Genomic DNA, 24,399 nt, shown 5'->3' with positions numbered 1-24,399 from the left:
TTACATGAAAAAAGCTTTTGAGAACCCACGGGCAGCCCTGCTGTTACGGCGTATTACCTATGCTATGAAGCGGCACCGCGGTAAACTGCTGCTACAGGCCCTGCTGGCAACCGGCACTGTGGCCAGCGCCCAGGAAACCTTCCCCGTCAATGGGATTGCCGATCCCCGGGAAGGATGCTTTGCTTTTACGCACGCTACCCTTGTAAAAGACCCGCAAACCACCCTCAATAATGCCACACTAGTGATCCGTGATGGGAAAATAGTGTCTGCCGGTACCTCGGTTGCTATACCAAAAGATGCGGTGATAGTGGATTGTAAAGGAAAGTATATTTATCCTTCCTTTGTGGATATTTCCAGTAATTATGGCTTATCGGAGCCTAAAAGAGGAGGGGCCGCCTGGAATGCCGCCCCCCAGTTCCTGTCTAACACCAAAGGTGCATATGGCTGGAACCAGGCTATCAGAAGCGAAGTAAATGCGGTGGATCTTTTTTCGGCAGATGACGGAAAGGCAGCACCCCTGCGGGAAGCAGGCTTTGGCGCCGTGCTTACCCAGCAGCCGGATGGTATTGCCCGGGGCACAGCGGCGCTGGTAACCCTGGCAGCTACCAGGGAAAACAAAGCAGTTATCATGGAAAAAGCTGCCGCCGCCTATTCCTTTGATAAAGGCAGCTCTACACAGAATTACCCGAACTCCCTCATGGGTTGCATCGCCCTGCTGAGGCAAACTTTCCTGGATGCCCAGTGGTATAAGACCCGGCCCGCAAAAGAAGGGGTGAACCTTAGCCTGGAGGCATGGAATGCCAGCCAGCAATTGCCCCAGCTGTTTGAAGTGACCGATAAATGGGATGCGCTTCGCGCAGATAAAATAGGCGACGAGTTCGGGGTACAGTATATCATCAGGGCCAGTGGTAATGAATACCAGCGCATCAGCGAAATGGCCGCTACCAAAGCGGCTTTCGTATTACCGCTTAATTTTCCCGGCGCTATTGATATGGAAGATCCCGCAGACGCCCGCTATGTGTCCCTGGCCGATATGAAACATTGGGAAATGGCGCCTACGGAGCCAGCCGCATTTGAAAAAGCAGGTATTCCCTTTTGCTTAACTGCGGCCGATCTGAAAGATGTAAAACAATTCCTGGTCAATGTGCGGAAAGCCATCAGTTATGGCCTCAGCGAACAAAAAGCATTGGAGGCATTAACCAAAACACCGGCTACCCTCATAAAGGCTTACGATAAAGTAGGCAGCCTGGAACCTGGTAAACTGGCCAACTTCCTCATTACTTCCGGCCCTGTTTTTAACGAAAAAACCATCCTTTACCAGAACTGGGTACAAGGTAACCGTTATACCATTAAAGCCGACGGATGGGATGATATCCGCGGCATATATACTATAAACCTCAGTCCCGGCGGCAGCTACTCCGTAGAAGTGAGAGGCACTGCTACCGCACCTTTACTGTCTGTTTTACAGAAAGATACCCTTCCGGGACGTATTGATGTAAACGGAAAACTGGTAACGCTGTCGCTCTCACTGGCCAAAAACAGTAAAAGCAATGTGCGTCTCAGCGGTATCATCGGCGACAACAGCTGGACGGGTACCGGTGCAGATACCAGCGGCAACCCTGTAAAATGGACGGCCGTATTTGTAAAGGCCGCCCCCGAAAAAAAGGATTCAGTAAAGAAGGAAACACCCCTGGCCATTGGACCGGTGTATTACCCGTTTAATGGTTATGGCTGGGAAAAGTTGCCATCTCCACAAGACCTGCTGATCAAAAATACGACCGTATGGACCAGCGAAAAAGAAGGCATACTGGAAAATACAGACGTATTGATCCGCAATGGTAAAATTGCACAGATAGGTAAGAACCTTGCTGCCGGCAATGCCCGGGTGATAGACGGCACCGGGAAACACCTGAGCGCCGGCATTATTGATGAGCACTCGCATATTGCGCTCAGCAGGGGAGTGAATGAATCATCGCAGTCCGTTACTGCGGAGGTACGCATCGCCGATGTGTTAAATCCCGATGATATCAATATCTATCGCCAGCTGAGTGGTGGCGTAACGGCCTCGCATCTGTTGCATGGCAGCGCTAACGCTATCGGCGGACAATCCCAGCTGATCAAGCTCCGCTGGGGACAAAACGCAGAAGCCCTGAAAGTAAGCAACTGGGACCCTTTCATCAAGTTTGCATTGGGTGAAAATGTGAAGCAATCCAACTGGGGTGAACGTAATACCGTGCGTTTCCCGCAAACAAGAATGGGCGTGGAGCAGATCTATACAGATGCGTTCACCCGCGCGCTTGATTATGAAAAGCAGGGGCCCGGCAAGCGTCGCGACCTGGAGCTGGATGCCCTTGTGGAAATATTGCACCAGAAACGGTTTATTACCTGCCACTCTTATGTACAGAGTGAAATCAATATGCTCATGCATGTGGCAGACAGCTTCCACTTTAAAGTGAATACTTTCACACATATCCTCGAAGGATATAAAGTAGCCGATAAAATGAAAGCGCATGGGGCCGGCGCCGGTACGTTTGCCGACTGGTGGGCATATAAAATGGAAGTGCAGGATGCTATTCCCTACAATGCCGCCATCATGCAGGGAGTGGGCGTGCTCACCGCCATCAACTCCGATGATGCGGAAATGGCACGGCGCCTGAACCAGGAAGCCGCCAAGAGCATCAAATACGGTGGCATGAAAGAAGAGGAAGCCATCAAACTGATCACCATCAATCCTGCTAAGCTGCTGCATGTAGACAGTCGGATGGGCAGCATCAAAGTGGGTAAAGATGCCGATGTGGTATTGTGGAGCGACAACCCGCTGAGCATCTACGCCAAAGCCGAAAAGACCATTGTGGATGGTATTGTGGAGTTTGACCGCGATAATGACCTGCAGTTGCGTAAGCGTATAGCAGCAGAACGTAACCGTCTTACCCAACTGCTGCTGGGGGAAAAGAAAAAAGGCACTCCTACCCGGAAAGCAGAACTGGTGGCGGAAGAAATATATCACTGTGAAGATCTGCAGGGAGGACATCAGCAGGCTATTGGTAACTGATCCGTTTTAACTTTTTAAAGCACCGCTAAATGCAACAAGCGATGAAAAAACAATTGATTTTATTAAGCCTGGTACTGGGAGCGTATGTCGCCCGGGCACAGGAAACAATATCCCCGGCGGGCCCGCAAAATAAACCTGTATATCTCACCAATGCCACTATTCATGTAGGCAACGGACAGGTAATTGAAAATGGTTCCATTGCTTTCAGTAACGGGAAAATTACCGCAGTAGGCGCCAGCATTCCCGCAGCCGGTGGAGATGCCACTGTATTGGATATGAAAGGACAGCATGTATACCCCGGTATCATTGCGCCGGAATCCAACCTGGGCCTGGTGGAGTTTGAGAGTGTGCGCGCCACTATCGACGCACGCGAAGTGGGAGAAATAAATCCTTCCGTACGGTCCATCATTGCCTATAATGCGGATTCCAAAGTGATCAATACACTGCGCTCCAATGGGATACTGCTGGCGCAGGTAACACCGGAAGGAGGCATCATCAGCGGCGTTTCTTCCGTGGTGCAGCTGGATGCCTGGAACTGGGAAGATGCCGCCTATAAAACGGATAATGCCCTGCACTTTTTTATGCCCCGTGTATCGCCCGTTGGTGGCGGCCGCGGCCCTGCTTCGTCTGACCGGATGAAGGCCGCAATGGAACAAATAGAAACGGTGAAAACCTTTTTCCGTGAAGCCAGAGCGTATCAGCAGGAGGCTAAACATACCGCAACCAACCTGAAATTTGAATCGATGCGGAAGCTGTTTACAAGGGAGCAAAAACTGTTTATTCACTGCGACCTGGTAAAGGAAATGCTGATAGCAACAGACTTCGCCAAAGAGTTCCAGCTTGATGTAGTGATTGTAGGCGGAACAGATTCCTGGCTGATTGCGGATATCCTGAAGCAGAATAATATCCCCGTGGTCCTGTCGCAGCCGCATGCTTTGCCGGTAATGCAGGATGATGATGTGGACCAGCCCTACAAAACGGCAGCGCAGCTGCAGAAAGCAGGCGTATTGTTTTGTTTGAGCAATGAAGGCTTCTGGCAGCAACGTAACCTGGGCTTTGAAGCCGGTACTGCAAGTACTTATGGGTTAACAAAGGAAGAAGCATTGTCGGCTGTTACGCTTAATGCCGCAAAAATACTGGGAATCGATAAAACAACAGGCTCTCTTGAAGCCGGTAAGGATGCGAATATTGCGGTGAGCACCGGCGATATGCTTGATATGAAATCGAGCGTAATTACGCGTGCATTTATCCAGGGCCGGGAAATAAACCTCGATAATAAGCAGAAGCAGTTATATGAGAAATATGAGAAGAAGTATGGATTGTAAGTGAAGGTTGTTTTTCTCAGGATAATTCTAAAAAGATAAGGGAAGATAAAAGCAGGTGATTGCTTTTTCTTCCCTTATCTTTTTTATGATTAAGGCTATACCGCTTTTACGAGGAAATAGCTTTTGCCTTTTTGCAGTAAAATATATTTATCTCTCAGTAATGAAGATGTATTTACGATCATGTCGATACCGGGAACTTTTATCTTATTTACACTTACACCTCCGCCCTGTACTGTTTTGCGGGCTTCGCTTTTGCTGGGGAAAATGCCGGTTTCAGCGAGCAGGCTTACAATATCCTTACCTGCTTCCAGGTCGGTTCTTGGCATCTCAAACTGAGGAACGCCATCCATTACATCGATCAGGTCCGATTCAGAAAGGGATACCAGTAATTCGGCAGTGTTTTTATTATACAGTATAGACGCTGCTTCTACTGCGAAGTTGTAGTTTTCTTCGCCATGAATAAATACCGTTACCTCTTTGGCAAGACGTTTCTGTAGCAGTCGCTGGCCAGGATCTTTCCTGTGTTCTTCTATCAAGGCTTCCACTTCCGGTTGTTCCAGGAAGGTGAATATTTTGATATAGCTTTCGGCGTCCACATCGGTTGTTCTGAGCCAGAACTGGTAGAAAGCGTAGGGAGAAGTACGTTTAGGATCAAGCCACACGGTACCTTGTTCTGTTTTGCCAAACTTGGTGCCGTCTGCTTTTTTAATCAGCGGACAGGTGAATGCGAATGCCTCACCCCGTGCTTTACGACGGATCAGCTCCGTGCCCGTAACAATATTACCCCACTGGTCTGAGCCACCCATCTGCAGTTTGCAGTTTTTGGCAGTATATAAATGATAGAAGTCGTAGCCCTGTATCAGTTGATAGGTAAATTCAGTAAATGACATCCCGTTGTCGCCTTCGATCCTTTTTTTAACTGAATCTTTGGCCATCATGTAATTAACGGTGATATGTTTGCCGGTGTCGCGGATAAAGTCGAGGAAGGAAATGTGTTGAAACCAGTCGAAGTTATTCACCATTTCCGCTGCGTTTGGTTTTGCAGCATCAAAGTCGAGAAAGCGTTCCAGCTGGGCTTTGATACCGGCTACATTTTTTTGCAGGGTATCCAGGTCCAGCATTTTTCTTTCTTCCGCTTTAAAGGAGGGGTCGCCTACCATTCCGGTAGCGCCGCCCACCAGGGCCAGTGGCTTATGTCCTGCCTTTTGCAGGTGCACCAATAACAGGATGGGAACCAGGCTGCCGATGTGCAACGATTCTGCTGTAGGATCAAAACCAATATAAGCAGTGGTCATTTCTTTTTTCAGTTGCTCTTCCGTGCCAGGCATCATATCCTGTAGCATACCCCGCCAGCGCAGTTCATCTATCAGATTCATGATTTTAATAATAATTTTTGCAAACCTACATAAAATTCGCAGGATTCGCCTATTTTAAGGATTCCAGGCTGGTATAACAAATATCTCTGTAAATTTATAAAGAAGACCGGCTGTTTGTCCCCCGGCTGCTGGTGAAAATTATAAATGTGATAAAATTCTTTCTTACCCCAAATTTAATATGTTATGAAAAAAGCTATTATTTTTTTGGCTGTACTGTGTTTCGCGATACCGGTGCTGGCGCAGGATTGCAAGGGTTATTACTACCTGCTGAACAATGCTGAAATTGAGATGTCTATTTTCGATGCGAAAGGCATTATCAATGGAAAAACCATCTATAAAGTTACCAATGTGCACAAGGAAGCGGGTGGGACAGTATCTGATTTTACCAATACGTTTTATGATAAAAGCAATAAGCAGGTCACTTCCGGGACCGGGCATTTCAAGTGCAGTGGTAATGGGGTGTCTGTAGATATGAAAATGAGCGTTCCGGCGATGCCTCAAATGAAAGACATGAAAATGGAAGGTAAAACCAATGCATCTTTCCTTCATTACCCTTCCGGGATGCACGTCGGCCAGGAGCTGCCGGGTGGCACTTTTGAAATGAGCGGGAATATGAACGGGATGGAAATAGGGATCAGTTATGTGATCAGCAACCGGAAAGTGCTGGGAAAAGAAAAGGTAACTACTCCTGCAGGCAGCTGGGATTGTTTCAAAATTGCGTATGATATTAATTTCCAGATGAAGATGATGGGGCAGGGGATTCCCATGAAACTAAATGCAACTGAGTGGTTTGCTCCGGATTTCGGACCGGTGAAAACCTCGTCCAGTAAAGATGGGAAAGATATGGGGGGAACAATGATCACCGCGCTGAAGAAATAAAAAGGGGATGTATCAAAATTAAGCCTGGCGCCTGGGCATCGCTTAAGTAACAACGTGTTCCATCAGCCACCAAATAGAAAGTTGCCGCCTCCTATTTTGGAGGCGGCAACTTTCTACTTAGCTATTTTTCAGGCATTTGGCCAGGCTGTCTCTCCAGTAAGGGATACTCAGGCCAAAAGTGCTTTTAATTTTTTCCTTATTCAATACGCTGTATGCCGGGCGTTTGGCGGCCGTTTTATACTTATCTGATGTAACAGGATGTATAGCAGTAGTGGCATTCGTCATTTCCTTGATGGCTACGGCAAAGTCGAACCAACTGGTAACGCCTTCATTGCTGTAATGATACACTCCGCCTATCGCTGCATCCGGGTTATCTGATTTGTATTGCAATATATCCAGGATGGCTTTTGCCAGATCTCCGGCATAGGTAGGAGTACCAGCCTGATCGAAAACCACGTTCAGTTCCTGTTTTTCCTGCATGAGCTGCCGCATTCTTTTCACGAAATTAACCGCGTATTCAGAGTATAGCCAGGAAGTGCGTAATATAATGGTATCGGGGTTGTAGCCAGCTGCAGCTGCCTCGCCACGCACTTTGGACGCACCATAAATGCTCTCAGGATCAGTTTCGTCGTTTTCGGTATAAGGCACATTCTGTTTACCGCTAAACACATAATCTGTGGATATATGCACCAGTTGTGCCTTATATTGGGCGCATACTTCCGCCAGGCCCAGCACTGCCTGGAAGTTCAGCAGGAATGCCTTGTCTTCTTCTTCCTCTGCTTTATCTACTGCTGTATAGGCTGCGCAGTTAATGCATGCGTCGATCTGTTGTGCAGAAAAATATGCTGCCAGGGCGTCTGCATTGGTGATATCCAGGTCCTGGTAATCGGTATATAACAGGTTGAATTGGGGATATCCGCCTGCAACTTTTTGCAGGGCTTGTCCGAGTTGGCCATTTCCGCCGGTAACAAGAATATTCTTCATAGCAAATGATCAGCTGTTAAAAATAAAATTATGTTGAATGTTTGCCAGTGTGGGAAGGATCAGGTCCTTTTCGGAAACAATAGCGTCATCCAGGTTAATGCCCCAGTCGATACCCAGGGAGGGGTCATTATAAATAATTCCTCCCTCGCTGCCTTTATGGTAGAAGTTATCGCATTTGTACATTACTTCCGCTGTTTGGCTGATCACTGCGTAGCCATGTGCAAATCCTTTAGGCACCAGTAGTTGTAATTTATTGCTGGCGCTTAGTTCAATAGCAAAGGATTTACCATAGGTAGGGGATCCTTTACGGATATCTACAACAGCGTCAATAATGCTTCCTTCCAGTACTCTTACCAGTTTGGTTTGCGCATAAGGCTCCAGCTGATAATGGAGACCGCGAAGCACGCCATAGGTAGAGCGGGCCTGGTTGTCCTGTACAAATTTATACTCAATACCCTCAGCGCTGAAGGTATTGGCATTATAACTTTCAAAAAAATAACCACGATGGTCTCCAAAAACTTTGGGTTCGTAAATTAGCAGGTCGGGTATCCCGGTTTGTTGAAAAGGCATGTGTAATAGCTATAAAGCAATGAGCAGTTAGTTTTTGAACCAACTGCTGCATCACTATCTTTTTTGATATTGTTCGTTATAGTATTGCTGGTAATTTCCGCTGGTAACATTGTTGAGCCAGGCTTCATTTTCCAGGTACCAGTCTACGGTTTTTTCAAGGCCCTCTTCAAACTGGAGGGAGGGCTCCCAACCGAGTTCTTTATTGAGCTTGGTGGCATCAATGGCATAACGGAGATCGTGCCCTGCCCTGTCTTTCACAAAAGTGATCAGCTGTGCAGAGGTTCCTTCAGGCCGTCCCAGTTTCTTATCCATGATCTTGCACAGTAATTGGATCAGGTCAATATTTTTCCACTCGTTAAATCCGCCTACATTATAGGTTTCACCTACTTTTCCGTGGTGGAAAATAGTATCAATTGCGCGGGCATGGTCATTTACATACAACCAGTCGCGGATATTTTCGCCTTTCCCATAAACCGGCACCGGTTTATTGTTTTTGATATTGTGAATAGCCAGCGGTATCAACTTTTCGGGGAAATGATGGGAGCCATAGTTATTGGAACAATTGGAAATAACAGCAGGCAAATGATAAGTGTGATAATAAGCCATTACAAAATGATCCGAGCTGGCTTTTGAAGCGGAGTAAGGCGAACGTGGGTCATAAGCGGTAGTTTCAAGAAAAAATCCTTCATCTCCCAATGATCCATACACTTCATCGGTAGACACATGATAGAACAGTTTTCCGTTCATGTTATCTTTCCAGTGTTTCCGTGCATTGTTCAGCAATACAGCAGTACCGAGCACGTTTGTTTTTATGAATGCCAGCGGGTCCATGATGGAGCGGTCTACATGACTTTCTGCGGCAAGGTGGATCACCCCGTCAAACTGATATTTAGCAAAAAGCTCATCAATGAATGCTTCGTCTGTGATATCACCTTTCTCAAAAATGTAATTCGGTTTATCTTTTACATCCACGAGGTTTTCCAGGTTACCAGCGTAGGTGAGAGCATCAAGATTTACAATCTGGTAATCAGGATATTTATTGACAAATAACCGTACTACATGAGAGCCAATGAACCCGGCGCCGCCGGTAATTAATAGTTTACGCTTCATTCCAGAGAAAAATTTTATTTTAATAAGGCCTCTTTAAAATATTCGTAGGTGATCCTCAAGCCTTCCTGCCTGCCTATTTTAGGCTCCCAACCCAACAGGTTACGGGCTTTAGTGATGTCTGGCTGCCGCTGTTTTGGATCATCTTTTGGTAATGGATGATAAACAATTTTTTGTTTGGAACCTGTTAATGCGATGATTTCCTCTGCAAACTGGTTCAGTGTAATTTCCTGTGGATTGCCAATGTTAACCGGCAGGTGGTAATCGCTTAACAATAAACGGTAAATACCTTCCACCAGGTCGTCTACATAGCAGAATGAACGGGTTTGGCTGCCATCGCCAAATACGGTCAGGTCCTGTCCATTCAGTGCCTGGCTCATAAATGCAGGCAATGCACGCCCGTCATTAAGCCGCATACGCGGACCGTAAGTATTGAAGATGCGGACAATACGTGTTTCCACCCCGTGAAAATTATGATAGGCCATTGTAATAGACTCAAGGAATCTTTTGGCTTCATCATATACTCCTCTCGGGCCAACGGGATTTACGTTTCCCCAGTATTCCTCCGTTTGCGGGTGTACATTGGGATCTCCATACACTTCGGAAGTAGATGCAACAAGGATACGCGCTTTTTTTTCTTTTGCCAGCCCCAGCAGGTTGTGCGTGCCCAGTGATCCTACTTTCAGTGTTTGAATAGGCATCTTCAGGTAATCGATCGGGCTGGCCGGGGATGCAAAGTTCAGTATGTAATCGAGTTTGCCGGGAACATGTACAAACTTCGTAACATCGTGATGATAGTATTCAAATTCCGGCAACGGAAAAAGGTGTTCAATATTTTTGATATTGCCGGTAAGAAGGTTGTCCATACCAATTACATGAAATCCTTCCTTTATAAACCGGTCACAAAGGTGGGATCCAAGAAATCCGGCAGCACCTGCAATGAGTATTCTTTTCTTTTCCATATGTCAGGTATAAATAATAGTTACAGAATAGCAGGTGTGCGCCCTACGCTTTCATAATGATAGCCAAGTTCTTTCATGCGGGACACCTCGAAAAGGTTCCTGCCATCAAAAATAGCCTGATTTTTAAGGCTGGCCGAAATTTTATGGAAGTCGGGAGTTCTGAACACACTCCATTCCGTAGCAATAATCAGGGCATCTGCATTTTCCAGGCAGGTGTATTGATGATCGGCGTATGTGATTTTATCACCTAACAGCTGTCTCACATTTGCCATAGCTTCCGGATCAAAAACGCTTACGGTAGCGCCTTCTGCGAGTAACGCATCAATAATATATAATGCCGGCGCTTCCCTGATATCGTCTGTATTAGGCTTGAATGCCAGGCCCCACAGCGCAAAGTGTTTACCCTTCAGATCGTTTTTAAAGAAATTTTTTATTTTAGGAAGAAGGAACAGCTTCTGATTTTCATTCACATCCATTACGGCATTCAGTATTTTAAATTCATACCGGGCATCTTCGGATGATTTTACCAGCGCCTGTACATCTTTTGGAAAGCAGCTGCCACCGTAGCCGATACCGGGAAAAAGAAAGCGCTTACCAATACGGTCATCACTACCGATCCCCCTGCGTACCATATCCACATCAGCGCCGAGTTTCTCGCATAGTATCGCGATTTCATTCATGAAGGAAATCTTTGTAGCCAGGAATGAGTTGGCGGCATATTTGGTAAGCTCTGCAGATTTCTCATCCATAAACAGGATAGGATTGCCCTGTCTTACAAAAGGAGCATACAGTTCACCCATTACTTTTCTCGCTCTGTCAGACAATGTACCAATCACCACCCTGTCTGGTTTCATGAAATCATCGACCGCTACACCTTCCCGCAAAAATTCGGGATTGGAAACCACATCAAACGGAGTTTGGCAATTTTGTGCGATAGCAGCTGTTACTTTTTCTGCGGTTCCAACCGGTACTGTGCTTTTGTCTACAATCACCTTGTAGTCGGTCATGATCTTTCCCAGGTGTGTAGCAACATTGAGCACAAAAGACAAGTCCGCTGCTCCATCTGCTCCCGGAGGCGTGGGAAGCGCAAGGAATATTACTTCTGCGCCTTTAATCCCGTCTTCAAGACTGGTAGTGAAGGACAGTCGTTCTTCTTTGAGGTTGCGTTCAAATAATTTTTCCAACCCAGGCTCGTAAATGGTAATCTGACCTGAGGAAAGCTTTTTTACTTTGTTGGCATCAATGTCTACGCAGGTGACATCATTTCCTGTTTCGGCAAAACAAGTACCGGTCACGAGACCTACATAACCGGTTCCTACTACTGTAATTTTCATGTGGGGTGATTATTTTAAAAATGATTTAACTGACTGGATAATATATTCCAGCTGATCGGGATCCATTTCAGTGTGTATTGGCAAGGAAATCACCTTCGTGGTGAGATTGTCGGTTACGGGGAGATCAAAAGCTGCACCGCCGAAGTGCTCGAACATTTTTTGGCGGTGAGCAGGAACAGGATAGTAGATCATTGCAGGGACTTCTTTTTCGGCCAGGTATTTCTGCAGTTCATTCCTGTCGGCGCCATTCAGCTGCAGGGTGTATTGGTGAAATACATGGTAACTGTAAGGGGCACGGTAAGGCGTTGTTATCTGGGGCATACCTGCAAATGCAGCATCATAAGCGTCCGCAACTGCGCGACGTGCTGTTATATATTCATCCAGCAGAGGAAGTTTAATACGTAATACGGCAGCCTGTACAGAATCGAGGCGGGAGTTACAACCTACCACGTCATGATAATAGCGTGCCGACTGGCCATGATTGGCTACCATACGGATCTTTGCCGCCAGTTCGTCGTCGTTGGTGAAAATAGCGCCACCATCTCCGTAGCAACCCAGGTTTTTGGATGGGAAGAAAGAAGTACAGCCAATATGCCCAATCGTACCGGCCTTTTTCTTCGTGCCATCGGCAAAAGTATAATCAGCGCCTATCGCCTGTGCATTATCTTCAATCACATACAGTTTGTATTTTGCTGCCAGCGCCATCAGCGGCTCCATATCCGTTACATGACCGTATAAGTGTACCGGTACAATAGCTTTGGTTTTAGGTGTAATGGCCTTTTCTACAGCAGCAATATCCACGCAATATGTTTGAGGATCCACATCCACGAAAACGGGTTTCAGCTGCAGCAGGGCTATTACTTCCGCCGTAGCAATGAAAGTGAAAGAGGGAGTTATTACCTCATCACCTGGTTCCAGTCCGAGCGCCATCATGGCAATTTGAAGCGCATCTGTGCCGTTTGCGCACGGGATCACATGTTTTACCCCCAGGTACGATTGTAATTCGCTGCTGAATTGCTGAACCGCACCACCATTAATAAAAGCGGAACTATCCAGCACTTCGCCGATGGCTGCATCTACCTGTGATTTAATCTTCGTATACTGGCGTTTCAAGTCCACCATCTGAATAGGAACCATATGATCGTATATTTTTATTTTGTTTAAAGTGTGCAAATTTACAAATTTTGGGATTGGCTGGGGATTATCTTTGCATTCAGCTGAAAATTAAGTAAAAGTACGCAGGAGAATGATAGCAGAAGGAATTTATAATACCGGGCTTCAATTATACAAAGCAGGAGTGCACCTGGCTGCATTTGCAGGAAAAGCCAAAGCCCGCCGCTGGCTGGAAGGCCGGCACAACTGGCGGCTGCGCATGCAGCAGGATGGGGTTGGCACTCATCCGGTGATATGGGTCCATGCTGCCTCCCTGGGCGAATTTGAGCAGGGAAGACCTGTACTGGAAGCCATTCGCGCCGCCTGGCCCTCGTATAAAATCCTGTTAACTTTTTTTTCGCCCTCGGGGTATGAGGTGCGGAAGGATTATAAAGGCGCCGATTATGTGTATTACCTGCCGCTGGATACAAGCCGCAATGCCCGCAATTTCCTGGATATTGTTCAGCCCGCCCTGGCTATCTTTATAAAATATGAGTTCTGGTATCATTATCTTACAGCCCTTCATCAGCGAAATATTCCCACCCTGCTGGTATCAGGCATTTTCCGCCCCGACCAGGTATTTTTTAAAGGTTATGGTAATATGTTCCGGCGTCTCCTGCAGCAGCTCACACACATCTTTGTGCAGAACGATGCGTCACTGGAACTGCTCCGTGAGATTGGCCTCCAAAATTGCAGCGTTAGTGGTGATACACGCTTCGACCGGGTAGCTACATTGCTGGATGAGCACCGGGAATTGCCTGAAATTTCCGTTTTTGCTGGGAAAAGCAGGTTGGTTGTGGCGGGTAGCACCTGGCCAGCCGATGAAAAAGTATTGAGCGACTGGTGGAAAGAAAAAGAAGAAACAGACATTAAGCTAATCCTTGCCCCCCATGAAATTCATGATAGCCATATCCAGTCGATCCTGGCATTATTTCCGGGAGCACAGCTTTTTTCGGGGCTGAAAACCGGCGGCGGTAACGGGTCGGATGTGCTGATCATAGATAATATTGGTATGCTCACTGCTCTTTACCGCTATGCTGTTATTACTTATGTAGGCGGCGGCTTTGATAAAGATGGTGTACATAATGTACTGGAACCGGCGGTTTACAGTAAGCCGGTGATCATAGGACCGGAGTTTGCAAAGTATTTTGAAGCAGTAGAGTTAGTGGCAGCAGGCGGAGCATTGGTGGTACATAATTACAGGAACCTTCACACTTACATGGAAATGTTGCTGGCAGACACCGCATCTTATGCCAGTGTAGCCGGTATTGCGGGAAGTTATGTGGCGGCCAATACCGGCGCCACCCGGAAAGTATTGGATTATATTCAGGAGAAACGTTTTCTCAGCAACGAATAAAAGTGCTGTACCAGGTGATTGTCGTCTTCCCAACCCTGGATGATTTTGATTTCACGCTGTATCCAGTAGTCTGCCTCCCGGAGATTTCCAAATTCATTAATAGTTTTAATAGAGCGTTCGTACAGGTCACGGTCGCCCCTGAACAGCTCCTGGATGAACTGGTATTTGTCGTTGATGCCAATGGCCTGGCGGAGGTCATTAATAGGCATATCTCCCAGTTTTTGGGCTACCTCTACCTGTTGCTGACGCAAACGGTCGTTTAGCGATGTACCATTGCTGCCAACAAGTTCATTGAGATCCTTTCTGAGTTCGCCGTTATTAGTTGCAGGAGCTGTATTTTTTACCGGTGGAACATCATCAAACAGGGTAGCAGCAGGCGAGGGCCTGGGTTTTTCCGCTGCAGGTTGGTTAACTACCAGCGTGGGAATAGGTTGCGCTGTTACTACCGGTTCCGGTTTAGGCGGAACCAGGTCTGCCGCCGGAGGTATTTCCACAGGTGGTGTTGTTGATGTTGCTGCCTGCTTATCTGCCGGAAGTTCTTCTGCCTTTGCAGCGCGGGTATTAATATCTTCAGTTAGAATTACAGTGTTACGGGTAGGAGCATCATTTAGTCTTGCTGCACGGGCATTCACTTCTTCCGGTTCAGGGGAGGCAACAGGTGCTTCCTCCGGTTTATTTGAAGGTAATGTTGTAGTTTGCGGCGTGGCAGCTACGGGCATTGTTACTGCTACAGGTTGCTGTACCGGCATAATTACCGCGATATTTCCCTGGGTGGATTGTACCTGTTGCTGATGCAGCTTGTTACGCGCATGCAGCACCTCAGCCTGGAGCAATTGTGTGTAGTACGAAATTGCAGAAAGCTCAGCCCCGGAATTTTTTAATTCCTGTAGTTTATCAATTAATGCATTAATTTTTTCCATGCCTTAATTGTTAACGGGTTTGTGATTGAAATTATTTTATTTTCATAAAATTAGAATATTTTAATTAATTAGTAATCAAATTAGTATAATATGTTTATTGAACCTTCTCTTGCAGGAGGGCGGAGGGGCTGGATTGAGGTTATTTGCGGCTCTATGTTTTCAGGGAAAACCGAAGAACTGATCCGCCGGCTCAAACGGGTGCGTATCGCCAATTTAAAAGTGGAAATATTCAAACCCGCGGTAGATACCCGCTATGATGAAGGAAGCATCACTTCTCACGATGAAAATAAGATCATTTCTACCCCTATAGAAAATTCCCAGCAGATACTGTTACTCGCCCAGGAAGTGGATGTAGTGGGTATTGACGAGGCGCAGTTTTTTGACGATGAATTACCTAATGTGTGCGACCAGCTTGCACTTCGCGGGGTACGTGTTATCATCGCCGGGCTGGATATGGACTATACAGGAAAGCCATTTGGGCAGATGCCCTTCCTGCTGGCAAAGGCAGATTATATTACCAAGTTGCACGCTATTTGTGTAAAATGCGGGCATATTGCCAATTACTCTTACCGTAAATCGGCGTCTAAAGAAACATTGTTGTTGGGGGAGAAGGATTTGTATGAGCCAAGATGCAGGCATTGTTATTATGAAGAGGTATAAAGAAAAAGGAAGGTCACTGACCTTCCTTTTTCTTTATACCTGTTGTTTCACTTTAAAAGTAAATTTCTTCTGGGTAAGATAACTGAAAATTACTACCAGCGCGGTGGTAAATATTTTACCGATAGTAGGATAGAAGTGAAGCTGGTCCACAAATATCTTCATAAATAAATAGTTCAGCAGAATGCAGATGCCCACCAGCATGAAGTAGCGGAACAATTGTACGCGCCCCCGTAAATTGGATTCAGAGAACACCACATATTTACTGAGAAGGAAGCCGGTAGGAAACGTAACGGCCATTGCCATAAAGAGGGCGGCAATATGCGCGCTCATATCAATGGCGCCCAGGTGAACAATTTGCTTATGCAGCACCAGGTTATAACATATGGAATACAGCGCTATATCCAATACCGTATTGCCCCCGCCACATGCAAGGTAACGGAAGGTTTGCCAGGGCATTACCTTCGAAAAGGGCTGGTAAAAGAATTGCAGGATCTGTAAAATGATGTTACGTAACATAATTAAAATTGGCGCAAAGTTAGACGTTTTGGTGTTTTTTGGAAACACTTTAACGAAAGTTAACAACTGTTTGGGCTTATCTTAACATATTCCTTTTTTTCCAGGCCGATTCACGTGGATTACTGCTGACAGCCGCTTCCTGTAAATTTATATTGTTTTGCTGCCACACGTATGCAGCCAGTATGGCGGCCAGTTTACTCACGTCTTTTTCGTCTGTGAGCAGCGACTGTGGCGTAAAATATTTACTGATAAAATTAGTGTCGAAGTTGCCTTCGATGAAGGCTGGCTGCTGTAATGCCCAGTGGCCAAAAGGCAGCGTGGTTTTGATCCCCTTTACCTGGTATTCCTCAATGGCCCGGATCAGGCGGAGCCTTGCTTCCTCGCGGTTGCTGCCCCAGGCGATGAGCTTGGCAATCATAGGATCATAGTAGATAGGAATGTCCATGCCCTGTTCATATCCGTCATCAACTCTTACACCATAACCTTGCGGACGGATATAAGTTTCCAGTTTACCGGTATCCGGCAGGAAGTTATTGGCCGGATCTTCAGCACAGATGCGCAGTTCAATGGCATGGCCGTTTATTTTAAGGCTTTCCTGTGTAAAGGACAATTTTTCGCCACGGGCCACTTTTATCTGTTCTTTTACAAGGTCAAGGCCGGTGATCAGCTCTGTTACAGGGTGTTCCACCTGCAACCGGGTGTTCATTTCCAGAAAATAAAAGTTCAGCTGTTCATCCACCAGGAATTCCACCGTGCCGGCGCCATAATAATCACATGCCCGGGCTACGTCTACAGCACATTGTCCCATAGCCGCACGGATGGCCGGTGTTAAACAGGATGAGGGCGCTTCTTCGATCAATTTCTGGTGTCGCCTTTGAATAGAGCATTCCCTTTCAAATAAATACACACAATTACCATGGCGGTCGCCCAGTACCTGTATTTCTATATGGCGCGGAGAGCCCACATATTTTTCTATGAACACAGCATCGTCGCCAAAGGCGCTAAGGGCTTCACTTTTGGCCATCCTGATCTGTTCATCCAGTTCCTCCGGATTATTTACCACCCTCATTCCTTTACCTCCACCGCCGGCAGATGCTTTGATCAGGATAGGGAACCCTGTTTTCTTTACTACCTCCCGGGCTTCTTCCACGCTGCGTAAAGGCGTTTCAGTACCAGGCACCATGGGCACGCCGAATTTCTGGGCGGCCTGTTTTGCGGCCAGTTTGCTTCCCATTACCTCAATGGATGCCGCTGATGGGCCAATAAAAGTAATGCCGGCATCAGCTACCTGCTGCGCAAAGCGGGCGTTTTCACTAAGGAACCCATAGCCGGGGTGAATGCCATCTGCGCCTTTTTCAATGGCCACGGCAATGATTTTTTCACCCAGCAGGTACGACTGATTAGAAGGAGCAGGGCCAATGCAAACGGCTTCATCTGCATATTGTACAAAAGGCATGGTACGATCAGCTTCGGAATACACCGCCACTGTTTTTATCCCCATTTCACGCGCAGAACGCATGATGCGTAATGCAATCTCTCCCCTATTGGCAACCAGAATTTTCTTCATCGGCAGTTTGCTTTTAAAAAAGGCCCCTTTGCTATAAGGGACGTCATTTTTTTAATGAAGGGCTAAATATACTTAAAAATGAGTAACGGCTGAAAGCTGATTGCGAATAGCTATCTTTGCGCCTGATCATGAAAAAAAGTCATCCCATACATCAGACACTTACCCTTGTGAAAAAGGATCTAACACTGGAGCTCCGCCAGCAGTATGCTTTTTATGGGGTATTGCTCTATATCGTGTCTACCGTTTTTGTGATTAACCTGATGATGGGACGGCCGGACGATAAGGTATGGAATGCTCTTTTCTGGGTGATACAGCTGTTTGTAGCGGTAAACGCAGTGGCTAAAAGCTTTATGCAGGAAAGCCGCGGGCGGCTGCTGTATTTCTACTCCCTGGTGAATCCGCGTTGCTTTATTGCAGCAAAACTGATCTATAATGTGATCCTGATGACCCTCATGAGCATCATTGCGCTGGTTTGCAGTATTGCCTTCCTGGGGAATCCCATTATCAACCCTGTTTATTTTGTGGGGATGGTGCTGCTGGGCGGTACCAGCATCTCCCTGTTATTCACCATGCTGGCGGCTATTGCCGCTCAGGCCAACCACAATGCCGCGCTGATGGCAGTGATGGGGTTTCCGCTCATTATGCCTGTACTGATGCTGCTGGCCAACATCTCTTTATCTGCCTTCGTAACCGTATACCAGCCCGAACTTCCCAAAATGTTCCTGCTGCTCGGGGGGATGGATGTACTGGTTATAGCCCTGACAATGATCCTTTTCCCGTTTTTGTGGAAAGACTGATATTAGAAATATCAAACAAAAAGCTCACTTCTGTAAAGGATATTTAACAGGGAATTACAGCCGTTGGATAAACTTAAAATCCCCGAAAATCTTTGTGATTAGGTTTAAAACCTGTAGGTTTGCCCCCGAATATAGCTATTAAAAAATGGCCAGACATTGGTGGAAAGCATTAGCGATACTGCTTCTTTTATATGTAATTATCGCCGGGTTCACTGTTAAAATACCTATAATAGGAACCAACGGACAATCATCCCGCGGATTGTTCTTTCACGTACCGATGTGGATATGTATGTATACCATGTATACCATATCTCTCGTCAACTCGCTGCTTTATCTGTCGAAATATGATTTGAAGAAAGATGTTATCGCCTCCAGCGCTGCAGGAGTAGGCACTTTCTTTGGCGTGCTGGGATTTGCAACAGGTACCCTCTGGGCCACCTACACCTGGGGAGGAACGCTTACAGATGATCCGAAGCAGATGTGCACCGCCATTGCGATTCTTATCTATATGGCTTACCTGGTGCTACGCATATCCATACACGACCTGGACAAACGGGCACGGATATCCGCAGTCTTCAACATTTTTGCCTTTGCCTTGCTGATACCACTCACCTATATCATTCCCCGTATGGTGGATTCCCTGCACCCGGGAAGCGCTACCACACCCGGTTTTGCATCAAAAGATACCGATGGCTCCATGAAACTGGTATTGTATCCCGCCTTTATAGGCTGGACCCTGCTGAGTGTGTGGATATTCACGCTGGTAGTACGTTACAGGAAATTACAGCTTAAAAATATTTTTAAATGATCAACAGAGCGTTTTCATTTTGCCTGACCATGGTCTTGCTATTCATCTCGATACTGGCAAATGCACAACAGCAGAATACAGAGAAAGGACCGGTCAACGAATTCTTCCGCAGCAACGATAAAATTTATGTCATTGTCGGTGTTTTAGTGATCATCTTCTTAGGAATCGTGTTATTTCTTATCAATCTCGACAGGAAGATCGGTAAGCTGGAAGAAAAGGACAAACATAACTAACCCAAAAGCATTTAAAATCTAATCGTTATACCAAAACAATAATTTATGTCGCAAGATCAGCATTATAGCTTCTTCCAGAGTGTGGAGAAAAGCTTCGACAAAGCAGCTGCATTCACCAAATGGGATAAAGGTATCCTGGAGCAGATCAAAGCCTGCAACGCCGTTTACCAGATTAAATTCCCGGTGAGAATAGGCGATTCTGTACAGGTAATTGAAGCTTACCGCGTACAACATTCACATCATAAACTTCCCTGTAAAGGTGGTATCCGCTTCAGCGATGAAGTAAACCAGGATGAAGTAATGGCACTGGCATCCCTGATGACCTACAAATGCGCCATTGTAAACGTTCCTTTTGGTGGCGCCAAAGGCGGTTTGAAAATCAATCCCCGCAACTATACGCCTTTCCAGCTGGAAGCGATCACCCGTCGTTATACTGCGGAACTGGTAAAGAAAAACTTTATCGGCCCCGGTACAGATGTTCCCGCTCCTGATTATGGTACCGGTGAAAGAGAAATGAGCTGGATCCTGGATACCTATATGAGCTTACGTCCGGGTGAAATAGATGGCTATGGCTGCGTTACCGGTAAACCTGTATCACAGGGCGGTGTGCGTGGTCGTACGGAAGCAACCGGTTTAGGCGTGTTCTATGGTTTGCGCGAACTGTGCAATATCAAGGAAGATATGGACCGTCTTGGTCTTACTACCGGTATAGAAGGGAAAAGAGTCATTGTGCAGGGAATGGGTAACGTAGGTTATCATGCGGCCAAATACTTCCACGAAGCAGGCGCCAAAGTGATCTGCCTGATCGAGTGGGATGGCGCTATCTATAACGAGCAGGGTATGAACCCGGATGAAGTGCTGATGCACAAAAAAGCTACCGGCTCCATCGTCAATTTCGCCGGCGCTACCAACCTGAATAAAAATACAGATGGCCTGGAACTGGATTGCGAAATCCTGATCCCTGCGGCACTGGAAAATGTAATAGACAAGCACAATGCACCAAACGTTAAAGCCAAGATCATTGGTGAAGCCGCCAATGGTCCTTTAACACCGGAAGCAGACGAGATCCTGAATAAGAAAGGGGTGATTGTTGTGCCGGATATGTTCCTGAATGCCGGTGGTGTAACCGTATCTTATTTCGAATGGCTGAAAAACCTTAGCCATGTGCGTTATGGCCGTTTGGGCAAGCGCTTCGACGAAAATATGAACATTCACATCCTGCAAACCATTGAGGACCTGACCGGTAAAAAGGTATCCGATAAAGAACGGAAGTTTATTGCACATGGTGCCGATGAAGTAGACCTGGTATATTCCGGCCTGGAAGAAACCATGCACGCCGCGCTTCATGAAGTGCGCGATGTAATGATGGCCAACCCGCTGATCCATGATATGCGTACAGCCGCTTACGTAGTAGCTATTAACAAAGTGGGTGCTGCTTACGAGCAACTGGGCATTTTCCCTTGATGCGGAGGGAGCGCCTTCGGCGCTTGTCTTGGAACACTGATTACGCTGATTATAATGATTAGCTTGATTTAATTTGAAAATTTGAAAATAATTAAGGGGAGATAAAAGCGAATTTGCTGTTATCTCCCCTTATCTTTTCAAAAAAAATAAAATCAAAAAGTAAAAATCAAACTAATCATTATAATCAGCGTAATCAGTGTTCCAAGACAAGCGCCGAAGGCGCTCAAACAAACGCAGGCAGCTCGCGCAGGAACCGCCATTTGTTTTCAGGAGCCACATAATTGCCGCAGAAAGTGTTCACGCCGTTGGTAATCACCAGGTAGGTAGCCGGGATCACCATGTTATAGCGGATCACCTGTTGCATGGTATGCTCGGTAAGCGGCACGTTCATTTCTTTGCATTCCACCAACATCCAGGGTTGTGTTGCACGATTGTAGATAACGATGTCGTACCGCTTCTTCATCTCTCCCAAAAAAATTTCCTTTTCAATACCTATCAGGGAAGCCGGGTATTCCAGCACTTTTACCAGGTAATTCAGAAAGTTTTGTCTTACCCATTCTTCCGGCGTGAGCGCTACATATTTTTTACGGAAGCGGTCAAAGATGAGTTCTTTGTCGCCTTCTCTCATAATTTTAAAATCGGGTGGGGGGAAGCTGATAGCGATCAAGAGATTATTGCTTTTATACTGCTGCGAAGATAGTTACATTAGGATAATATTGGGGTTAGCGAACAAAACCTTATATTTGCTTGTCAAAAGGCTATGAAGACAAAAGACGAAATTGTAGCTAACTGGCTGCCCCGCTACACGGGTGAGAAACTGGATCGGTTCGGATCCCATATCCTCCTCACCAACTTCAGTAATTACGTAACAATGTTTGCCGAATGGAACAACGTGGAAATCGTTGGTGCAGGTAAGCCTATGCAATGCGCCACTGCAGGCGACATTACCATTATTAACTTCGGGATGGGAAGTCCTGGCGCCGCAACCGTAATGGACCTGCTGTCGGCCATCTCTCCCAATGCAGTATTGTTTCTCGGAAAATGTGGCGGTTTAAAAAAGAAGAATAATATCGGTGACCTGATATTGCCTATCGCTGCTATCCGTGGCGAAGGTACCAGCAACGATTATTTTCCGCCGGAAGTGCCCGCACTGCCTGCATTTGCTTTACAGAAGGCTATTTCCACCACTATCCGTGATTCGGGTTACGACTACTGGACCGGTACCTGCTATACCACCAACAGGCGGGTATGGGAGCATGACGCTACATTCAAACAATACCTGGAAAGGATAAGGGCTATGGCCGTAGATATGGAAACAGCCACCATCTTTTCTGTGGGCTTCTTTAACAAGATTCCAACCGGGGCTTTATTACTGGTTTCTGATCAGCCGATGGTGCCTGAAGGCGTAAAAACGGAAGAAAGCGACAAAAAGGTCACCAACAAGTTCGTGGAACGCCATCTCAAAATAGGAATCGACTCCTTACAGAAGTTGATTGAAAGCCACCAAACAGTGAAGCACCTGCGTTTTTAGAATTGTTGTATCTTCCGGGTATGCTTTCCACGCGGGTAGAGATACAGGACCTGGAGGTTACTTTCAGGTCAGGACAAACATCAACAACAGCTGTTAATCAGATTTCCCTTTCTATAGGCAAGGGTGAAATAGTGGGCGTAGTAGGAGAATCCGGTTCCGGAAAATCCGTTACCGCCCTCTCGCTCATGCGCCTGATTGATATGCCTGGCGCCATTTCCGGTGGGAAGATCCTTTACCAGGCTTCAGATGAAACAGTAGTAAACCTGCTGCAATTGCCCGACGCCACCATGCGGAGTTACCGGGGCAATGAAATTGCCATGATTTTCCAGGAACCCATGACGGCACTGAATCCCCTGTATACCTGCGGGGAGCAGATTACAGAAGCTATCCGTTTGCATACCGGCCTAAGCCGCCAGGATGCCCGGAAAGAAGTGATTTCCCTTTTCGAAAAAGTAAAATTGCCCGACCCTGCCGGCATGATGAACCGTTATCCCCATGAAATTTCCGGCGGACAAAAACAGCGGGTCATGATAGCAATGGCCATTTCCTGTCATCCCCGCCTGCTGATCGCCGATGAGCCTACCACGGCATTGGACGTGACCGTACAGAAGGCTATCCTCGAGTTACTCAGGGAACTGCAACAGCAGATGGATATGAGCGTTATTTTTATTACGCACGATTTAGGCGTGGTAGCAGAAATAGCAGAAAGGGTAGTGGTGATGTATAAAGGGAATATCGTGGAAGAGGGAACCGTGAAGGAGGTATTCCTCCATCCGAAGCATCCGTATACCAAGGGCTTGCTGGCTTGCCGGCCACCGCTGGATAAACGTTTGAGCAGGTTACCAGTGATCCGTGATTTTATGGAAACGGACTCACAGGGACAGATATACGAAAAAGCCGGTGCCATCCGTGATGTGATGCAGTCGCTGGTAATTCCCGAAGCAGTCCTGAAGCAACGGGAGCAACGGCTGGCCTTAGCGGTGCCATTACTCGAGGTGCATCAGCTGAAAACCTGGTTCCCGGTAAAGAGAAGTATTACCGGGAAGGTGCTGCAGTGGGCAAAGGCGGTAGACGATGTGAGTTTCCAGGTAATCACCGGTGAAACGATGGGCCTGGTAGGTGAATCCGGTTGCGGTAAAACTACCTTAGGGCGGTCGTTGTTAAGGCTTGCAGAACCAACTGCAGGAAGTATTGTTTATAAAGGACAGGATATACGGGGCCTGTCGGCCGCCGGAATGAGAGCGCTGCGGAAGGATATGCAGCTTATTTTCCAGGATCCGTATGCCTCCCTGAACCCCCGGAAAACCATTGGTGCCGCCATACTGGAGCCGATGATGGTACACGGGCTTCACAGCACGGAGCAACAGCGGAGAATCAGGGTGTTGGAATTACTGGATAAGGTAAACCTGTTGCCGGAGCATTTTGACCGTTATCCTCACGAGTTTTCCGGCGGGCAGCGGCAACGGGTGGTAATTGCCCGGGCGCTGGCGGTGGAGCCATCTTTTATAATCTGTGATGAATCCGTAGCTGCACTGGATGTGAGCGTGCAGGCACAGGTCCTTAACCTGCTGATCCGGTTGCGTGAGGAGCTGGGTTTTACCTGTATCTTTATCTCACACGATCTTTCTGTGGTGAGGTTTATCAGCGACCGGATGATGGTGATGCAAAAGGGGAAGATTGTAGAGCAGGGAGCAGCTGATAAGGTGTATAATCACCCGGAAAATCCTTATACCCAACAGTTGATAGCAGCTATTCCAAAAGGAATATAATATGTAACTATTTGATTATTATATTTTAAATATCAT

The 24,399-nt window shown here is 46.8% G+C and carries 22 protein-coding genes; 11 read left to right on the top strand and 11 right to left on the bottom strand.

Annotation, left to right across the window (positions count from 1 at the left end):
- Positions 1-4 precede the first annotated feature (4 nt).
- Both VIM72_RS06055 and VIM72_RS06050 read left to right on the top strand, forming a co-directional pair.
- Positions 5-3,052, top strand: a complete 3,048-nt coding sequence (locus tag VIM72_RS06055; RefSeq protein ID WP_414648954.1) for an amidohydrolase family protein — start codon at positions 5-7, stop codon at positions 3,050-3,052.
- A gap of 41 nt (positions 3,053-3,093) precedes the next feature.
- Positions 3,094-4,377 (top strand): amidohydrolase family protein, encoded by a 1,284-nt coding sequence (locus tag VIM72_RS06050; protein WP_332001968.1) that lies wholly within the window; start codon positions 3,094-3,096, stop codon positions 4,375-4,377.
- A gap of 95 nt (positions 4,378-4,472) precedes the next feature.
- Here VIM72_RS06050 and tyrS read toward each other — a convergent pair whose 3' ends face one another.
- Complete coding sequence (gene tyrS / locus VIM72_RS06045; RefSeq protein WP_332001967.1) at positions 4,473-5,753, bottom strand: tyrosine--tRNA ligase; 1,281 nt, start codon at positions 5,751-5,753, stop codon at positions 4,473-4,475.
- Positions 5,754-5,936: 183 nt separating this feature from the next.
- Between tyrS and VIM72_RS06040 the strand changes: the two genes are divergently transcribed.
- Entirely contained in the window at positions 5,937-6,632 is a 696-nt protein-coding gene (locus VIM72_RS06040; RefSeq protein ID WP_332001966.1) for a hypothetical protein, read from the top strand.
- 117 nt (positions 6,633-6,749) lie between these two features.
- On the opposite strand, the gene rfbD is transcribed toward VIM72_RS06040, so the two are convergent.
- The 6 genes from rfbD to VIM72_RS06010 are packed head-to-tail and all read right to left on the bottom strand — an operon-like array spanning position 6,750 to position 12,726.
- Positions 6,750-7,616 carry a dTDP-4-dehydrorhamnose reductase gene (rfbD, locus tag VIM72_RS06035; protein WP_332001965.1) on the bottom strand — a complete coding sequence of 289 codons (867 nt, stop codon included), beginning with the start codon at positions 7,614-7,616 and terminating at the stop codon, positions 6,750-6,752.
- Between the two features lie 9 nt (positions 7,617-7,625).
- A complete protein-coding gene (gene rfbC / locus VIM72_RS06030) occupies positions 7,626-8,186 on the bottom strand; it encodes a dTDP-4-dehydrorhamnose 3,5-epimerase (protein ID WP_142685884.1) in 561 nt (186 codons plus the stop codon).
- Between the two features lie 54 nt (positions 8,187-8,240).
- The gene (gene rfbB, locus VIM72_RS06025; protein WP_332001964.1) at positions 8,241-9,296 is read right to left on the bottom strand and encodes a dTDP-glucose 4,6-dehydratase; all 1,056 of its coding nucleotides are present in this window, start codon (positions 9,294-9,296) and stop codon (positions 8,241-8,243) included.
- Between the two features lie 14 nt (positions 9,297-9,310).
- Positions 9,311-10,255, bottom strand: a complete 945-nt coding sequence (locus VIM72_RS06020; protein ID WP_332001963.1) for a UDP-glucuronic acid decarboxylase family protein — start codon at positions 10,253-10,255, stop codon at positions 9,311-9,313.
- A 20-nt stretch (positions 10,256-10,275) separates the two neighbouring features.
- On the bottom strand, positions 10,276-11,589 hold the full coding sequence (locus tag VIM72_RS06015; protein ID WP_332001962.1) for a UDP-glucose/GDP-mannose dehydrogenase family protein: 1,314 nt from the start codon (positions 11,587-11,589) through the stop codon (positions 10,276-10,278).
- A 9-nt stretch (positions 11,590-11,598) separates the two neighbouring features.
- Entirely contained in the window at positions 11,599-12,726 is a 1,128-nt protein-coding gene (locus tag VIM72_RS06010; protein WP_332001961.1) for a DegT/DnrJ/EryC1/StrS family aminotransferase, read from the bottom strand.
- 109 nt (positions 12,727-12,835) lie between these two features.
- Here VIM72_RS06010 and VIM72_RS06005 point away from each other — a divergent pair, with 109 nt between their 5' ends.
- Entirely contained in the window at positions 12,836-14,098 is a 1,263-nt protein-coding gene (locus tag VIM72_RS06005) for a 3-deoxy-D-manno-octulosonic acid transferase (RefSeq protein WP_332001960.1), read from the top strand.
- On the opposite strand, the gene VIM72_RS06000 is transcribed toward VIM72_RS06005, so the two are convergent.
- Entirely contained in the window at positions 14,068-15,018 is a 951-nt protein-coding gene (locus tag VIM72_RS06000) for a hypothetical protein (RefSeq protein ID WP_332001959.1), read from the bottom strand. The two genes, VIM72_RS06005 and VIM72_RS06000, sit on opposite strands and share 31 nt — an antisense overlap.
- A 90-nt stretch (positions 15,019-15,108) precedes the next feature.
- Between VIM72_RS06000 and VIM72_RS05995 the strand changes: the two genes are divergently transcribed.
- Positions 15,109-15,678, top strand: a complete 570-nt coding sequence (locus VIM72_RS05995; protein WP_142685891.1) for a thymidine kinase — start codon at positions 15,109-15,111, stop codon at positions 15,676-15,678.
- A 33-nt stretch (positions 15,679-15,711) separates the two neighbouring features.
- Here VIM72_RS05995 and VIM72_RS05990 read toward each other — a convergent pair whose 3' ends face one another.
- Both VIM72_RS05990 and accC read right to left on the bottom strand, forming a co-directional pair.
- Positions 15,712-16,194, bottom strand: a complete 483-nt coding sequence (locus VIM72_RS05990; RefSeq protein WP_209863133.1) for a GtrA family protein — start codon at positions 16,192-16,194, stop codon at positions 15,712-15,714.
- A gap of 76 nt (positions 16,195-16,270) precedes the next feature.
- Positions 16,271-17,761: an acetyl-CoA carboxylase biotin carboxylase subunit gene (accC, locus tag VIM72_RS05985; protein WP_332001958.1), complete on the bottom strand. Its 1,491-nt coding sequence runs from the start codon at positions 17,759-17,761 to the stop codon at positions 16,271-16,273.
- Between the two features lie 128 nt (positions 17,762-17,889).
- Between accC and VIM72_RS05980 the strand changes: the two genes are divergently transcribed.
- The 4 genes from VIM72_RS05980 to VIM72_RS05965 all read left to right on the top strand — a co-directional run bounded on the left by VIM72_RS05980 (position 17,890) and on the right by VIM72_RS05965 (position 21,063).
- Entirely contained in the window at positions 17,890-18,558 is a 669-nt protein-coding gene (locus VIM72_RS05980) for a heme exporter protein CcmB (RefSeq protein WP_332001957.1), read from the top strand.
- Positions 18,559-18,703: 145 nt separating this feature from the next.
- The gene (ccsA, locus tag VIM72_RS05975; protein ID WP_142685895.1) at positions 18,704-19,366 is read left to right on the top strand and encodes a cytochrome c biogenesis protein CcsA; all 663 of its coding nucleotides are present in this window, start codon (positions 18,704-18,706) and stop codon (positions 19,364-19,366) included.
- Between the two features lie 29 nt (positions 19,367-19,395).
- Positions 19,396-19,599, top strand: coding sequence for a CcmD family protein (locus VIM72_RS05970; RefSeq protein WP_332001956.1), 204 nt, complete (start codon positions 19,396-19,398; stop codon positions 19,597-19,599).
- Positions 19,600-19,644: 45 nt separating this feature from the next.
- Positions 19,645-21,063 (top strand): Glu/Leu/Phe/Val dehydrogenase, encoded by a 1,419-nt coding sequence (locus VIM72_RS05965; protein ID WP_332001955.1) that lies wholly within the window; start codon positions 19,645-19,647, stop codon positions 21,061-21,063.
- Between the two features lie 223 nt (positions 21,064-21,286).
- On the opposite strand, the gene VIM72_RS05960 is transcribed toward VIM72_RS05965, so the two are convergent.
- On the bottom strand, positions 21,287-21,691 hold the full coding sequence (locus VIM72_RS05960) for a type I restriction enzyme HsdR N-terminal domain-containing protein (protein ID WP_332001954.1): 405 nt from the start codon (positions 21,689-21,691) through the stop codon (positions 21,287-21,289).
- A 132-nt stretch (positions 21,692-21,823) separates the two neighbouring features.
- Here VIM72_RS05960 and VIM72_RS05955 point away from each other — a divergent pair, with 132 nt between their 5' ends.
- The gene (locus tag VIM72_RS05955) at positions 21,824-22,594 is read left to right on the top strand and encodes an AMP nucleosidase (RefSeq protein WP_332001953.1); all 771 of its coding nucleotides are present in this window, start codon (positions 21,824-21,826) and stop codon (positions 22,592-22,594) included.
- Positions 22,595-22,614: 20 nt separating this feature from the next.
- Positions 22,615-24,363, top strand: a complete 1,749-nt coding sequence (locus VIM72_RS05950; protein ID WP_332001952.1) for an ABC transporter ATP-binding protein — start codon at positions 22,615-22,617, stop codon at positions 24,361-24,363.
- The last annotated feature ends 36 nt before the right edge of the window (positions 24,364-24,399 follow it).

This window comes from Chitinophaga sp. (genome assembly GCF_036569185.1).
Classification (GTDB): Bacteria; Bacteroidota; Bacteroidia; order Chitinophagales; family Chitinophagaceae; genus Chitinophaga.
Note: the sequence above shows the minus strand (reverse complement) of the source record. Positions and strands in the feature narration are given on the sequence as shown.

What these genes read in the sequence shown, in the direction of transcription:
- VIM72_RS06055 (WP_414648954.1), top strand. Translation starts at nt 5, where the DNA reads ATGAAAAAAGCTTTTGAGAACCCACGGGCAGCCCTGCTGTTACGGCGT.
- VIM72_RS06050 (WP_332001968.1), top strand. Translation starts at nt 3,094, where the DNA reads ATGAAAAAACAATTGATTTTATTAAGCCTGGTACTGGGAGCGTATGTC.
- tyrS (WP_332001967.1), bottom strand. Translation starts at nt 5,753, where the DNA reads ATGAATCTGATAGATGAACTGCGCTGGCGGGGTATGCTACAGGATATG.
- VIM72_RS06040 (WP_332001966.1), top strand. Translation starts at nt 5,937, where the DNA reads ATGAAAAAAGCTATTATTTTTTTGGCTGTACTGTGTTTCGCGATACCG.
- rfbD (WP_332001965.1), bottom strand. Translation starts at nt 7,616, where the DNA reads ATGAAGAATATTCTTGTTACCGGCGGAAATGGCCAACTCGGACAAGCC.
- rfbC (WP_142685884.1), bottom strand. Translation starts at nt 8,186, where the DNA reads ATGCCTTTTCAACAAACCGGGATACCCGACCTGCTAATTTACGAACCC.
- rfbB (WP_332001964.1), bottom strand. Translation starts at nt 9,296, where the DNA reads ATGAAGCGTAAACTATTAATTACCGGCGGCGCCGGGTTCATTGGCTCT.
- VIM72_RS06020 (WP_332001963.1), bottom strand. Translation starts at nt 10,255, where the DNA reads ATGGAAAAGAAAAGAATACTCATTGCAGGTGCTGCCGGATTTCTTGGA.
- VIM72_RS06015 (WP_332001962.1), bottom strand. Translation starts at nt 11,589, where the DNA reads ATGAAAATTACAGTAGTAGGAACCGGTTATGTAGGTCTCGTGACCGGT.
- VIM72_RS06010 (WP_332001961.1), bottom strand. Translation starts at nt 12,726, where the DNA reads ATGGTTCCTATTCAGATGGTGGACTTGAAACGCCAGTATACGAAGATT.
- VIM72_RS06005 (WP_332001960.1), top strand. Translation starts at nt 12,836, where the DNA reads ATGATAGCAGAAGGAATTTATAATACCGGGCTTCAATTATACAAAGCA.
- VIM72_RS06000 (WP_332001959.1), bottom strand. Translation starts at nt 15,018, where the DNA reads ATGGAAAAAATTAATGCATTAATTGATAAACTACAGGAATTAAAAAAT.
- VIM72_RS05995 (WP_142685891.1), top strand. Translation starts at nt 15,109, where the DNA reads ATGTTTATTGAACCTTCTCTTGCAGGAGGGCGGAGGGGCTGGATTGAG.
- VIM72_RS05990 (WP_209863133.1), bottom strand. Translation starts at nt 16,194, where the DNA reads ATGTTACGTAACATCATTTTACAGATCCTGCAATTCTTTTACCAGCCC.
- accC (WP_332001958.1), bottom strand. Translation starts at nt 17,761, where the DNA reads ATGAAGAAAATTCTGGTTGCCAATAGGGGAGAGATTGCATTACGCATC.
- VIM72_RS05980 (WP_332001957.1), top strand. Translation starts at nt 17,890, where the DNA reads ATGAAAAAAAGTCATCCCATACATCAGACACTTACCCTTGTGAAAAAG.
- ccsA (WP_142685895.1), top strand. Translation starts at nt 18,704, where the DNA reads ATGGCCAGACATTGGTGGAAAGCATTAGCGATACTGCTTCTTTTATAT.
- VIM72_RS05970 (WP_332001956.1), top strand. Translation starts at nt 19,396, where the DNA reads ATGGTCTTGCTATTCATCTCGATACTGGCAAATGCACAACAGCAGAAT.
- VIM72_RS05965 (WP_332001955.1), top strand. Translation starts at nt 19,645, where the DNA reads ATGTCGCAAGATCAGCATTATAGCTTCTTCCAGAGTGTGGAGAAAAGC.
- VIM72_RS05960 (WP_332001954.1), bottom strand. Translation starts at nt 21,691, where the DNA reads ATGAGAGAAGGCGACAAAGAACTCATCTTTGACCGCTTCCGTAAAAAA.
- VIM72_RS05955 (WP_332001953.1), top strand. Translation starts at nt 21,824, where the DNA reads ATGAAGACAAAAGACGAAATTGTAGCTAACTGGCTGCCCCGCTACACG.
- VIM72_RS05950 (WP_332001952.1), top strand. Translation starts at nt 22,615, where the DNA reads ATGCTTTCCACGCGGGTAGAGATACAGGACCTGGAGGTTACTTTCAGG.